Annotated in this window: 10 protein-coding genes and 4 tRNA genes; 3 read left to right on the forward strand and 11 right to left on the reverse strand. The window is 70.1% G+C overall.

Going from position 1 to position 13,518, the window contains the following annotated elements; genetic code table 11:
• Positions 1–5 precede the first annotated feature (5 nt).
• A complete protein-coding gene (locus FQY64_RS04305) occupies positions 6–740 on the reverse strand; it encodes a methyltransferase domain-containing protein (RefSeq protein ID WP_146472472.1) in 735 nt (244 codons plus the stop codon).
• A 78-nt stretch (positions 741–818) separates the two neighbouring features.
• Between FQY64_RS04305 and gloB the strand changes: the two genes are divergently transcribed.
• From gloB to FQY64_RS04320, 3 genes are all read left to right on the forward strand, one after another.
• Positions 819–1,595, forward strand: a complete 777-nt coding sequence (gene gloB, locus FQY64_RS04310) for a hydroxyacylglutathione hydrolase (protein WP_146472473.1) — start codon at positions 819–821, stop codon at positions 1,593–1,595.
• 41 nt (positions 1,596–1,636) lie between these two features.
• On the forward strand, positions 1,637–2,827 hold the full coding sequence (locus FQY64_RS04315; protein WP_386112933.1) for a lytic transglycosylase domain-containing protein: 1,191 nt from the start codon (positions 1,637–1,639) through the stop codon (positions 2,825–2,827).
• A gap of 80 nt (positions 2,828–2,907) precedes the next feature.
• Positions 2,908–3,693 carry an enoyl-ACP reductase FabI gene (locus FQY64_RS04320; RefSeq protein ID WP_146472475.1) on the forward strand — a complete coding sequence of 262 codons (786 nt, stop codon included), beginning with the start codon at positions 2,908–2,910 and terminating at the stop codon, positions 3,691–3,693.
• Positions 3,694–3,777: 84 nt separating this feature from the next.
• Here FQY64_RS04320 and FQY64_RS04325 read toward each other — a convergent pair whose 3' ends face one another.
• The 10 genes from FQY64_RS04325 to FQY64_RS04370 form a co-directional block, all read right to left on the reverse strand.
• Positions 3,778–5,754 (reverse strand): SurA N-terminal domain-containing protein, encoded by a 1,977-nt coding sequence (locus FQY64_RS04325; protein WP_146472476.1) that lies wholly within the window; start codon positions 5,752–5,754, stop codon positions 3,778–3,780.
• 489 nt (positions 5,755–6,243) lie between these two features.
• Positions 6,244–6,320, reverse strand: a tRNA-Asp gene (locus FQY64_RS04330).
• A gap of 71 nt (positions 6,321–6,391) precedes the next feature.
• Positions 6,392–6,466 (reverse strand) — tRNA-Val (locus FQY64_RS04335).
• Positions 6,467–6,477: 11 nt separating this feature from the next.
• A complete protein-coding gene (locus tag FQY64_RS04340) occupies positions 6,478–6,750 on the reverse strand; it encodes an HU family DNA-binding protein (RefSeq protein ID WP_146472477.1) in 273 nt (90 codons plus the stop codon).
• Positions 6,751–6,966: 216 nt separating this feature from the next.
• Positions 6,967–9,411 (reverse strand): endopeptidase La, encoded by a 2,445-nt coding sequence (gene lon / locus FQY64_RS04345; RefSeq protein WP_146472478.1) that lies wholly within the window; start codon positions 9,409–9,411, stop codon positions 6,967–6,969.
• 218 nt (positions 9,412–9,629) lie between these two features.
• Complete coding sequence (gene clpX, locus FQY64_RS04350; RefSeq protein WP_146472479.1) at positions 9,630–10,913, reverse strand: ATP-dependent Clp protease ATP-binding subunit ClpX; 1,284 nt, start codon at positions 10,911–10,913, stop codon at positions 9,630–9,632.
• A 145-nt stretch (positions 10,914–11,058) separates the two neighbouring features.
• Complete coding sequence (gene clpP / locus FQY64_RS04355; protein WP_146472480.1) at positions 11,059–11,685, reverse strand: ATP-dependent Clp endopeptidase proteolytic subunit ClpP; 627 nt, start codon at positions 11,683–11,685, stop codon at positions 11,059–11,061.
• 101 nt (positions 11,686–11,786) lie between these two features.
• Entirely contained in the window at positions 11,787–13,082 is a 1,296-nt protein-coding gene (gene tig / locus FQY64_RS04360) for a trigger factor (RefSeq protein ID WP_146472481.1), read from the reverse strand.
• Between the two features lie 199 nt (positions 13,083–13,281).
• A tRNA-Leu gene (locus FQY64_RS04365) sits at positions 13,282–13,366 on the reverse strand.
• A gap of 65 nt (positions 13,367–13,431) precedes the next feature.
• Positions 13,432–13,507, reverse strand: a tRNA-Lys gene (locus tag FQY64_RS04370).
• Positions 13,508–13,518: the final 11 nt, after the last annotated feature.

Consider the following 13,518-nt stretch of genomic DNA (forward strand, 5'->3'; position numbering starts at 1 on the left):
CGGCATTATCGCCGCGCGCCCGGGTCCTCGTCCGTCGCTTCGCGGCCGTCGACGCGCCGGGTCGGCAGTGCCACCGCGCGCGGCGCCGGCTGCCAGCCGAGCCGCACCACCGGCGCGGGCGGAATCAGCGCGCGCACCCGCTTGCTGACCGTGAAGCCGATCGCCGCGCGCAGGCGATCGCCCGCGCCGACGCCGGCATCGCCGCCCTGCCGCGCGTTCCAGTGCGCGCCGAGCCACTGCAGGCTGACCGCATCGCCCGCGAAACCGGCACGCCGCAGCGCGAGCTGCCAGCGCGCGGCGCCGCGGGCACGCAGGCCGGTACGCGCCCAGTGCAGCCGGTAGGCGCTCCACGGGTTGAGCGCGGCCAGCCACAGGGTGCCGCCCGGGGCGAGCACGCGCTCGCAATCCGCAAGCAGTGCGTCGGGCGGGATGCCGTCGTCCAGCGCGTGCTGCACCAGCACCAGGCCGAACGACTCGCGCGGGAACGGCAGCGGCAGCGCGCACCGCACCTGCCCCGCGAAGCCGCGCGGCGTGCGCCGGAGCACCACGCCGCGGCTGCGCCCCTCCAGCGCCGGCGGGGCCGCGCCGTCGACGCCGATCCACAGCCACGGCATCGCCGGGGCGGCCGCCAGCAAGCGCGTCCGCACGCCATCCTCGGCCGCCAGCAGGCCCTGCCCCGCGGCCTGGCCGAACCAGTCGAGCGCGGCGCCGGATTGACGGGGGCGTAAGGTCGCGGGCATGGTCGGGCGGGCGCGGGGGTTCGCCGATTCTCGGCCAACCCCCTGCGCCGGAAAAGCCGCCTCCGTCCCGGTCCCACCATGCGCCCGCAGCCGCTGCCCGCCCTCGGCGACAACTACATCTGGACCCTGGACGGTCCGGCGGGCGCCCTGGTGGTCGACCCGGGCGAGGCCGCTCCGGTGCTGGCGGCCGCCGCGGCCGGGCTGCGTCCGGCCGGCATCCTGCTGACCCACCATCACGCCGATCACATCGCGGGAACGCCGGCGCTGCTAGAACGCTGGCCGACGCTCCCGGTGCTGGCGCCGGACGACGCGCGGATCCCCTTCGCCACCCGGCGGGTCGGCGACGGAGACACGGTCGATCTGGCCGGCTGGACGCTCCGCGTGCTGGCCGTGCCGGGGCATACGCGCAGCCACGTCGCCTATCACATCGATGGCGGCGAAGGCCAGCGCATCCTGTTCTGCGGCGACACCCTGTTCAGCCTGGGGTGTGGTCGGCTGTTCGAAGGTACGCCCGCCCAGTTGCTGGCCTCCCTGCGCCGCCTGGCCGCCCTGCCCGCCGACACGCTCGTCTGCTGCGGACACGAATACACGCTCGCCAACGCGGCCTTCGCCCGCGTGGTGGACCCCGAAAACCCGGCGCTGCTGCGCCGCCTCGAGGAAGCCGAAGCCATGCGTGAACAAGGCCGCCCGACCCTGCCCAGCCTCCTGGCCGAGGAGTCCGCCGCCAACCCGTTCCTGCGCGTGACGGCCCCCGCGGTCCGCGCCGCCGTCGCCGCCCGCCTGGGCCGCGCGCCGGCCGACGAAACCGAGACGTTCGCCGAATTGCGGCGCTGGAAGGACGGGTTCCGCGCATGAAGCGGGTGTGGACGGCCCTCCCGGCCCTGCTGCTGGCCGGGATGGCGGCGCGTGCCGGCGAGCCGGCGGTGCTGGCGGCGGTCGGCCCCGCCCTTCCGCCGCCGACACTGGCGGCGGCGACGCCTGCGGCCCCGGCGACGACCGGGTCGGCGCCGGCCGACAGCGCGGTTGCCGTCGCCGGCGAGCGCAGCGGCCTTGAGATCTATCGCCGCTTCCGCGAGGGGCTGGCGTCGACGCCGTGCGCGAGCGAGGCCAGCCAGCGCTACCGCGCCCACTTCGCGCACGCGCCGCAGCGGCTGGCCAGGGACGGCGACCTGCTGCCGCTGTTCGGCTACGTGGTCGACGCCCTGCGCGACGCCGACCTGCCTACCGAGTACGCGCTCATCCCCTTCGTCGAGAGCGGCTATCGCCCGGCCGCGCGCAGCCCCTCCGGCCCCGCCGGCCTGTGGCAGATGATCGCCGTCACCGCGCGCAACCACGACGTGCCGATCCGGGACGGCTACGACGGACGCCTGTCGCCGGTGGATTCCACCCGCGCCGCGGTGCGCTACCTCAAGACCCTGCACGGCATGTTCGCCGGCGACTGGCGCCTGGCGGTGATGGCCTACAACGCCGGCGAGTACCGGGTGCTCGGCGCGCTCAGACGCAGCGGCATGACCGCCGCCAACGCGCAGCCGGAACGGCTCGCCGGCATGCCCGAAATCACCCGCGCCTACGTGCGCAAGCTCGACGCGCTGTCCTGCCTGCTCGCGCAGGCGGAGGAACGGGCCGAATGGCGTGCGGCGCTCGACCGGCCCGTCCCGCGGCTCGAAGCGGTGCCGGTGCCGGCCGGCGTGACCAGCATCGCCGAGTTCGCCGCGCGCACCGGGCAGGATCCCGAGCGCCTGCGCCGGCTCAATCCGGCGCTCGCCCACGGCGGCCTGCGCCGCGTCGGCGAGAAAGCGCGGCTGCTGGCGTGGGCCGGCCCGGCGCCGGCGGCAGCCGGCTCCGATGCCGTCGCGACCGGTCCGGCCGCCGCCGCCGCGTCGTCGCCCCCGGCCGCCACGGAGGCGGCAGGCGGCACGGATGCGGTCGAGCATGTGGTCAGCCGCGGCGAGAACGCCTGGACCATCGCGCGCCGCTACGGCGTGCGCGTGGCCGACCTGCTCGAGCGCAACGGCCTGTCCGCACGCGCGGTGCTCAGGCCCGGCCAGCGTCTGCTGATCCGCGCGCTCGGCCCCGGCCCGCGCTGAGCGCTGGCCTGCCCGTTCGACGCGCGGCACACTAGAGCCTTTGCTCGGCGGCGTACGCCGCGAACACGAGGAGTGGCTCAATGGGTTTCCTGCAAGGCAAGCGCGCGCTCATCACCGGCATCGCCAGCGAGCGCTCGATCGCCAGCGGCATCGCCGAGGCGATGCACCGCGAGGGCGCGGAACTGGCGTTCACCTACCAGAACGACAAGCTCAAGTCGCGCGTCGAAGAAGCGGCCAGGGAGTACGGCAGCGATATCGTGCTGCCGCTCGACGTCGCCTCCGACGAACAGATCGCCGCCTGCTTCGAGCACCTGGGCCAGCGCTGGGACGGCTTCGACATTCTCGTCCACGCCATCGCGTTCGCGCCGCGCGAAGCGATCCAGGGCCACTTCCTCGACGGCCTGACCCGCGAAGGCTTCGCCATCGCGCACGACATCTCGGCCTACTCGCTCGCCGCGCTCGCCAAGGCCGCGCGCCCGATGATGCAGGGCCGTCGGGGCGCGATCCTCACCCTCTCCTACCTCGGCGCCGAGCGCGCGCTGCCGAACTACAACGTGATGGGCGTGGCCAAGGCGAGCCTGGAGGCGGCCGTGCGCTACCTCGCCCTCAACCTCGGGCCCGAGGGCATCCGCGTCAACGCGATCTCGGCCGGCCCGATCAAGACCCTCGCCGCCGCCGGCATCGGCGGTTTCCGCAAGATTCTCGGCCACGTCGAGCAGTACGCGCCGCTGCGCCGCAGCGTCACCATCGAGGACGTCGGCAACGCCGCCGCGTTCCTGTGCTCGGACCTCGCCGCCGGCATCACCGGCGAAGTGACCTACGTCGACGCCGGCTACAACATCCTCGGCATGACCGGCATCGAATGACGCCGGCACCGCAACGCGACGAAAAAAGGCCCGGCATCGCTGCCGGGCCTTTTTCGTTTGCGGGCTTGCGGGCTCTGCGACCGCTCAGAGGTTGGCCTCGTTGACGGTCACCTTCATGCGCGTGCGCAGCGCCTTCAGCAGCGCCTCGATCTCGCGGCGCGCGGCGTCCTCCGCCATCGGTTGCTGCAGGCTGGCGCGCTCCATCGGGTTGAGCTCCTCCAGACGGCCCGGCTGCGCCGCGCTCACCGCGAACACCACCGCCCGCCCGTCCTCCAGCAGCGCGCGACCGAACGAGCGCTTGCCGGCCGCAGGCGCCGGCACCGCGAACATGGCCTCCGAGGCCTCGGGGGTCGGCACGGGTTGCCCGCGGCGGATGCCGGCATGGGTTTCCGGCGCGGCCAGGCCTTCCGCGGCGGCGATCGCCTCCAGCGTCTCGCCGCCGCGCGCACGCGCCAGCAGCGCATCGGCGCGCGCCTCCAGCGCCTTGCGGGCGCGCGCCGCGCGCACGTCCGCCGCCACCCGCTCGCGCACTTCCGTCAGCGGCGGCAGGCGCTCGGGCTCGTGCCGGGTCACGCGCAGCAGGACGATGTGCTCGGGCGCCAGTTCGATCGGATCGCTCACCGTCCCGTCCTGGATCAGGGTGTCGGAGAACGCCGCGCGCTGAACGTTCGGGTTGGCGAGGATGCCGCTGGGTTCGCCGCGGCTCACCGGGCCGAGCGTGCGCACCTGCAGATTCAGCGCACGCGCCGCCGGCGCCAGCGACGAGGGGTTCTTCAGCGTCGCATCCACCAACTGGCTCGACAGCTCGCCGAACACCCGCTCGCGCTCGCTCTGCGCGTGCTCGGTCGCCAGTTGTTCGCGCACCTCCTCGAACGGACGCGCCTGACCGGCCTTCACCTCGCGCAGTTGGATCAGATGCCAGCCGAACTCGGTCTTCACCGGCTCGCTGATCTGCCCGGGCTTCAGCGCGAACAGCGCCTGCTCGAATTCCGGCACGGTCGCGCCCTTGCCGAGCCAGCCGAGATCGCCGCCCTGCGCCTTCGAGGCGTCGTCGGAGTACTTGCGCGCCAGCGCGGCGAAGTCCGCGCCCGGCGCCTTCGCTTCGGCCGCGATCCGCCGGATCTTCGCCTCGGCGGCCTTGCGGTCGGCGTCGCTCGCGCCTTCCGCCACCCGCACCAGGATGTGCGACGCCAGACGCTCCTCGGCGGCGGCGAAGCGGTTCTTTTCCTGCTCGTAGCGCTGGCGCAGCGCCGCTTCGTCCGGCGCGGCGGGCGCCGGCAGATCGGCGGCGCGCAGCTCGACGTATTCGATCCACACGCGCTCCGGCATGCGGTAGCGGGCGGAGTTGGCGCGGTAGTGGGCTTGCAATTCGGCGTCGCTCACCGCGGCCGTGTCCGCCGCCGGCGCCGGCAGCGTGAGCACGGAAACATCGCGCTTCTCGCCGAGCAGCCGCACCGTTTGTGCCAGTTCGGCCTGGGTGACGAACGCGCTCGATTCGAGCGCGCCGGTCAGCACCGCGCGTTCCAGTTCCTCGCGCACGCGCTGCTCGTAGCCGCGCGGGGTGAACGGCGGCTGCGCCGAGGCCAGCATCTGCAGATAGCGCTCCTGGTTGAAACGCCCGTCGACCTGGAACGCGGGCGTCTCGGCGATATTCCTGCGCACCAGCGCATCGCTCACGGCAAGCCCGGCGCGACGCGCGGCCATCTGCGCCAGGCGCTCGTCGACGAGCACGTCGAGGATGCGGCGGCGCATGTCGGGCGTGTCGAACTCGCGCGCGTCGAAGCGCTCGCCGAGCGCCTGCCGCATGCGCTGGCGCTGGAAGTCGAGCCGCTCGCGGAACTCGTCCTGGGTGATCTGTTCGTGTTCCCACAGCATCGACGCCGGCCACCATGCCGGCGCATCCGGCCACCACGGCGGCGGCGCGTCGATCCGCGCGACCGACGTGTCCGCACGCTGCACGAGATATTCGTTGATGCCCAGCAGGGCGAACGGAACGATCAGCAGGCCGAGGATCACGGTGGCGATCCAGCCCGAGGTCTTTTCGCGGAGTTTCTGCAGCATGTGCGATGCGCTAGCCAGTCGAGCCGGCGAGTTTAGCGCGGATGTCCCACCCCCGCCGGCCGGCCGGCACCCCAGGCGCATCGATCCGGGCGCGCTCCGACCGGGCGTGTTCCCGCCCCGGCCGGGCCGCCGCAGGCGCCGGGCTGAATTCCCCCATCACACGCGAACGTCCCAGCCGTGCCGCATGCGGCATCGCGGATGCCCCGCGCCAGCGCGTCGCCCGCCGGCGCGGAAGCGGGAACCCAACGACGTCGGCTGCCGCCTGTACGGCGGCCATGGATCTCCGCTTGCGCGGGGATGGCGGCGAATGGGCGGGCGCGGACGGCTTTGCGCTCGCGCGGATGACGACTGACGTGCGCTGCGCGCGGATACGAGGAAAGCGACGCGAAATGCGGCGAGAACGCGAAGTCCGCCGGCATCATCGGCCACCGGCGCCGTGGCGGCAGCCGGAAAAAACGAAGGCGCCGTTACCGGCGCCTTGCGAAGAAGTGGCGGAGTGGACGGGACTCGAACCCGCGACCTCCGGCGTGACAGGCCAGCATTCTAACCGACTGAACTACCACTCCGCACTGGAGAGCAAATTGTACTGTCCGCTTGCGGTGCTTTCAACGCTTTCCTGCAGGCGACCAGTCCGAACTGGTGGGTGCTGAGGGTTTCGAACCCCCGACCCTCGCCTTGTAAGGGCGACGCTCTACCACTGAGCTAAGCACCCAGGCGAGTCGCTTAGTTTACAGCGTCCTTCAGCGCCTTGCCAGCCTTGAAGGCCGGGTTCTTCGACGCCTTGATCTTGATCGTCGCGCCGGTCTTCGGGTTGCGGCCCGTGCGCGCGGCGCGCTTGCGGACCTGGAACGTACCGAAGCCGACGAGGGTGACCGCGTCGCCCTTCTTGAGCGCCTTGGTGACGACGCTGACGAACGCATCGACGGCGGCGGCGGCGTCGGTCTTGGAGATTTCGGCGGTGTCGGCGACGGCGGAAATCAGTTCGGCCTTGTTCATGTGTGCTTGGGCTCCCTGTGCGGATCGGTCCGCAGGTTCTTATGAACCGGTCGCCCTGACGTGGGACGACCGGTCGACTTTGCCGCGGCGTTTCCTTGAAGTTCAGCTACGACGCGGTTCGCGCCGTTATACCAGCGGGTTTTGGGGCACGCAAGCCGCAAAGCTAGCAACGGCGCGGGTTTCCGCCCAATCGGCACACATCGCCAGCGGCCGGCGTCAGTGTTTGACCCCGGCTTGGGTGGCGACCTGTTCCTCCTCGCGCACGGGCACCTGCTCGCCGTGGTCGACGGCCTCGAGCTGCTCGGCCGACGCCGGCTGCGACAGAGGCCGTTCCAGGGCGATGTCGAGCACCTCGTCGATCCACTTCACGGTGACGATCTTCAGGCCTTGGGTCACCGTCTTCGGCATGTCGGCGAGATCCTTGCGGTTCTCCTCCGGGATGATGACCGTGCGGATGCCGCCGCGCAGCGCGGCCAGCAGCTTCTCCTTCAGACCGCCGATCGGCAGCACGCGGCCGCGCAGGGTGATCTCGCCGGTCATCGCCACGTCGGCGCGCACCGGAATGCGCGTGAGCATCGACACCAGCGCGGTCGCCATCGCGATGCCGGCGCTCGGGCCGTCCTTCGGCGTGGCGCCTTCCGGCACGTGCAGGTGGACGTCGTGTTTCTGCAGGAAGTCGAGGTCGATGCCAAGCCGCTCGGTGCGCGCGCGCACCACCGACAGCGCGGCGGAGGCCGACTCCTTCATCACGTCGCCGAGCTGGCCGGTCAGCAGCAACTGGCCGCGGCCGGGCACCAGGGTGGACTCGATCTGCAGCAGATCGCCGCCGACCTCGGTCCAGGCCAGGCCGGTGACCAGGCCGATCTCGTTCTGCTGCTCGGCGCGGCCGAAATCGAAGCGGCGCACGCCCAGATACTTCTCGAGATTCTTGCCGGTGATCTTGACCGGCCCCTTGGCGAGCTTCTTCGGGCCGGCCAGCGCCAGCTCCTTGACCACCTTGCGGCAGATCTTGGAGATCTCGCGCTCCAGATTGCGCACGCCCGACTCGCGCGTGTAGTAGCGGATGATGTCGGTCACCGCCGACTCCGCAACCTGGATCTCGGCCGGCCGCAGACCGTTCGCCTTGATCTGCTTCGGCAGCAGATAGCGCATCGCGATGTTGAGCTTCTCCTCCTCGGTGTAGCCCGGGATGCGAATGACTTCCATGCGGTCGAGCAGCGGCCCGGGGATGTGCAGCGAGTTGGAGGTCGCCACGAACATCACTTCCGACAGGTCCAGATCGACTTCCAGATAGTGGTCGTTGAACGCCGAATTCTGCTCGGGGTCGAGCACCTCCAGCAGCGCCGCCGACGGATCGCCGCGGAAGTCCATCGCCATCTTGTCGATCTCGTCCAGCACGAACAGCGGATTGCGGCTGCCGACCTTGTTCAGGCCCTGCACGATCCGGCCCGGCATCGAGCCCACGTAGGTACGACGGTGGCCGCGGATCTCGGCCTCGTCGCGCACGCCGCCGAGCGACATGCGCACGAACTTGCGGTTGGTGGCCTTGGCGATCGACTGGCCGAGCGAGGTCTTGCCCACGCCCGGCGGACCCACCAGGCACAGGATCGGGCCGCGCATCTGCTTCACCCGCGACTGCACGGCGAGGTATTCGAGGATGCGCTCCTTCACCTTCTCCAGGCCGAAGTGATCGGCGTCGAGCACTTCCTGCGCGACCTTGAGGTCCTTGCGGACCTTGGTGCGCTTCTTCCACGGCACGCCCAGCAGCCAGTCGAGATAGTTGCGCACCACCGCCGCCTCGGCCGACATCGGCGACATCTGCTTGAGCTTGTTGAGCTCGTTGCGCGCCTTCGTCTCCACCGCCTTCGGCATGCCGGCCTCGGCGATGCGGCGGGTGAGTTCGTCGATGTCGTTCGGAGTGTCGTCCAGCTCGCCCAGCTCCTTCTGGATGGCCTTCATCTGCTCGTTGAGGTAGTACTCGCGCTGGCTCTTCTCCATCTGCGACTTCACGCGGCCGCGGATGCGCTTTTCGAGCTGCTGCACGTCGATCTCGCCTTCGATCAGCCCGACGAGCAGTTCGAGCCGCGCGCCGACGCCCGCGGCTTCCAGCAGGCGCTGCTTGTCCGCCAGACGCACGCCGAGGTGGGCAGCGACGGTGTCGCCGAGACGGCTCGGCTCGTCGATGCCGGCGAGCGTCTGCATCAGCTCCGGCGGCAGCTTGCGATTGCCCTTGACGTACTCCTCGAACAGATTCATCAGCGTGCGCACGATCGCCTCGATCTCGCGCTCGCTGCGATCTTCCGCCTGCTCCATCAGATGCGCGTTCGCCGCCAGCACGCCGCCGCGCTCGAAGATGCGCTCCACCTTTGCGCGCGCCACGCCTTCCACCAGCACCTTGATGGTGCCGTCCGGCAGCTTGAGGAGCTGCAGCACGTGCGCCAGCGTACCGACCGCGTACAGATCGTTCGCGCCGGGATCGTCGACCTCCGCCGACTTCTGCGCGACCAGCAGGATCCGCTTGTCGCCTTCCATCGCCAGATCGAGCGCCCGGATCGACTTCTCGCGACCGACGAACAGCGGGATCACCATGTGCGGGAACACGACGACATCGCGCAATGGCAGTACCGGCAGGTCGATCGTTTCGTGTTCGTGTGTGCTCATGGGGGCTCCGGATCGAACGGGACGGGGTCGCTCTAGGACCCAATGGAAACAGCGGCCGTATCAGCGTCTTCTGAAGACCGGTTATGGGGCGAGGGAGGCCCAGATGCAAGCGGCCCGCGACGGAGCGCGGGCCAGCTAGGTGAAGACGGGATGAAATCAGCGACGCGGGTCGCGCTACGCGAACGCCGGCGTCGGGAAATCCCCGACACCGGGCCCATTCAGTCGCCGGACGCGACCCTCGGCGCCGCGGCGGGCGTCTGGTAGATCAGGTACGGGGCGGTCTTCTGCTCCACCACCGCTTCGTCGACCACCACCTTGCTGACGTTCTCCATCGACGGCAGCTCGTACATGGTGTCCAGCAGCACCGATTCGACGATCGTGCGCAGGCCGCGCGCGCCGGTCTTGCGCTTGAGCGCCTTGCGTGCGATCGCGGTGAGCGCGTCGGGACGGAACTCGAGTTCCACGCCCTCCATCTCGAACAGCTTCTTGAACTGCTTGGTGATGGCGTTCTTCGGCTCGGTGAGGATCGACACCAGGGCGGCTTCGTCCAGCTCCTCGAGCGTGGCGACCACCGGCAGGCGGCCGACGAACTCGGGAATGAGGCCGAACTTGATCAGATCCTCGGGTTCCACATCGGCCAGCACGCGCCCGACCTCGGCCTTGCGCTGGCTGCTCTTCACCTTGGCGCCGAAGCCGATGCCGCCGGAATCGGTGCTGCGCTGCTGGATGATCTTGTCCAGACCGGCGAACGCGCCGCCGCAGATGAACAGGATGTTGCGGGTGTCGACCTGCAGGAACTCCTGCTGCGGGTGCTTGCGGCCGCCCTGCGGCGGCACGCTGGCGATCGTGCCTTCGATCAGCTTCAGCAGCGCCTGCTGCACGCCCTCGCCCGACACGTCGCGGGTGATCGACGGGTTGTCCGACTTGCGCGAGATCTTGTCGATCTCGTCGATGTAGACGATGCCCTGCTGCGCCTTGTCGACGTCGTAGTCGCACTTCTGCAGCAGCTTCTGGATGATGTTCTCGACGTCCTCGCCGACGTAGCCCGCCTCGGTGAGGGTGGTGGCATCGGCGATCGTGAACGGCACGTTCAGCAGCCGCGCCAGCGTCTCCGCCAGCAGCGTCTTGCCCGAACCGGTCGGGCCGATCAGCAGGATGTTCGACTTGGCCAGCTCGACGTCATCGTTGCGCTGCCGGCTCTCGATCCGCTTGTAGTGGTTGTACACGGCCACGGCGAGCGTGCGCTTGGCGCGCTGCTGGCCGATCACGTACTGGTCGAGGACCTCCAGGATCTCCTTCGGCTTCGGCAGGTGGCTGCGCGTGGATTGCGACTTCTCCTCGAGTTCCTCGCGGATGATGTCGTTGCACAGCTCGACGCATTCGTCGCAGATGAAGACGCTGGGGCCCGCGATCAGCTTGCGGACTTCGTGTTGGCTTTTGCCGCAGAACGAGCAGTAGAGGATCTTGCTGCTGTCGTTGCGGCCGTGACGATCGTCGCTCATGCCCATGCCCAAGTGATGCGGTGCACTGATCGCGCGAACCGGGGCCCGGTCAGTGCGGCGGCCCGAGAATAACACAGCCATCCGGCCGGGCCCGGCCCCGGATCGGCACGTTCAGGATGCAAGTCCGGTGCCTCGCGCGAGGCGCTCAACCCGGCTGGATCGATTCGTCCGGACGACGCTCGAGCACGTGGTCGACCAGCCCATACTCGCGCGCGGCGTCGGCGCTCTTGAAGTTGTCGCGCTCGGTATCGCGCGCGATCGTCTCCAGCGTCTGGCCGGTGTGCTTGGACAGGATCTCGTTGAGGCGCTGACGCAGCGTGAGGATCTCGCGCGCGTGGATGTCGATGTCGGTGGCCTGGCCCTGGAAGCCGCCGAGGGGCTGGTGGATCATCACGCGCGAATTGGGCAGCGCGTACCGCTTGCCCGGCGCGCCGGCGGCCAGCAGCAGCGCGCCCATGCTGGCGGCCTGGCCGACGCAGATGGTGCTCACGTCGGGCTTGATGTACTGCATGGTGTCGTAGATCGCCAGCCCCGCGGTGACGATGCCGCCGGGCGAATTGATGTACAGGTGGATGTCCTTCTCGGGGTTCTCGGCCTCGAGGAACAGCAACTGCGCCACCACCAGGTTGGCCATGTGGTCGTCGATGCCGCCGACCAGGAAGATCACCCGCTCCTTGAGCAGGCGCGAATAGATGTCGTAGGCGCGCTCGCCGCGGCTGGTCTGCTCGACCACCATCGGAACGAGATTCAGGGCCTTGGTGCGGTTGTCCATGGAGTACCCGGGATGTGGCTGTCGCCGAAAACTTACGGCCCGGTCAACTTGGGGCTAACCGGGCCGTAGCGCAAGGGGGCGCGTCGATTTTCCGTCGCGCGTTACAGACGGATCGCCTCGCCGAAGCTCAGCTTCTGTTCGGTGTGCTGTGCGCGGTCGGCGATCCAGTCGATCACCTGCTCTTCCATCACGCGCGCCTGCAGGCCGGCCATGAGCTGTGGGTCGTTGCGGTAGAGCTCGATCACCTGCTGCGGCTCTTCGTAGGTGGAGGCGATGAGCTGCAGCGTCTCGGTGACGCGACGCGGATCCAGCGTGAGCTGGTTGCGGCGCGCCACCTCGCCCACCAGCAGGCCCACCAGCACGCGCTTGCGTGCCGCGTCCATGAACTCCAGATGGGCATCGGCCGGCGGATTGACCTGACGGCCCTGGCGGCGCGCCTGCTCGATCGCCTGGCGGGCGAGCTCGCGGGCCTCGTTCTCGACCAGCCGCGGCGGCAGTTCGACGTGGCTGTAGGCGGCGATGAGCTGCTCGCCGACCTCGCGGCGCAGGCGGGTCATCAGCGCGCCTTTCAGCTCGCGCTCCAGGTTGGTGCGGATGTCGGCGCGGAACTGCTCCAGCTCGCCGCTCTTGACGCCGAAGCTGCGGATGAACGCGGCATCGACTTCCGGCAGCACGGGCTCGGACACCTTCACCACCTTCAGGTGCACCTGCACCTTGCGGCCGGCGAACTGCGGCACGCGCCAGTCGGCCGGAAACTCGACCTCGACCGTCCTCTCCTCGCCGGCGCTCATGCCGAGCAGCGCGTTCTCGACCGCCGGGAACATCGTGCCGGAACCGAGCACGCTGGCGCCGCGCTCGGTGCCTTCGGCCGGGATGCGCTCGCCGTCGGCCTGCGACCAGGTCTCGATCTCGACCGCGTCGCCGGCCTGCGCCGGGCGCTCGACGGCCTGCCAGCCGCGGCGCTGCAGACGCAGGTTCTCGATCATCGCGTCGATGTCGGCGTCAGTGACCTCGGCGGTGTGGCGGATCACCTGCAGCCTGGCGACGTCGATCTCGCCGAAGTCCGGCACCACCTCGAAGGTGGCGACGTACGACAGGCCGTCCGCCTCCGGCGCCGGCTCGATGCGCGGGCTGCCGGCGATCTGCAGCGCGTTCTCGCGTACGGCCTGGCCGAAGCCCTCGCGCAGCAGCTCGTCCAGCACCTCGGCGCGCACCTGCGCCCCGTAGCGCTGTTCGATCACCTTGGTCGGCACCTTGCCCGGGCGGAAGCCCTTGATCCGGGCGCCGCGCGCGATTTCGCGCAGACGGGCGCCGACCTGGTTCTCCAGCCGGTCCGCCGGAAGGCGGAAGGTCACGCGGCGCTCGAGGGTGCCCAGCGATTCGACCGAAACTTGCATATCCACTCCTGCGGCCGCGGTGCGCTGCCGCGGCATGAAAAAGACGTTGGGTGACGGGCTTCCGACGGCTCCCCGGCCTGCACGGCAGGCCCGCCAGCGGAACGCGCTAGTGTGGCCGATCGCGCGCCGGGCCGCCAGCGGGGGCGCGTCGGCGAGGCGACGGACGGCCGCGCCCTCGCCCGCCGCGTACGGTCGAGGCTGGTGCGAAAGGTGGGACTCGAACCCACACGGGGTTACCCGCTGGAACCTAAATCCAGTGCGTCTACCAGTTCCGCCACTTTCGCGTGCGCGCCGATTGTAGGCGCGGCGGTCAAGAAAAAGGCACCGGGTTCGCCGGTGCCTCGAAAGATGGTGGGCCGTCTAGGATTCGAACCTAGGACCTACTGATTAAGAGTCAGCTGCTCTACCAACTGAGCTAACGGCCCGAGTGAGACGC

Source organism: Vulcaniibacterium thermophilum (genome assembly GCF_007923255.1).
GTDB classification, from domain to species: domain Bacteria; phylum Pseudomonadota; class Gammaproteobacteria; order Xanthomonadales; family Xanthomonadaceae; genus Lysobacter_F; species Lysobacter_F thermophilum.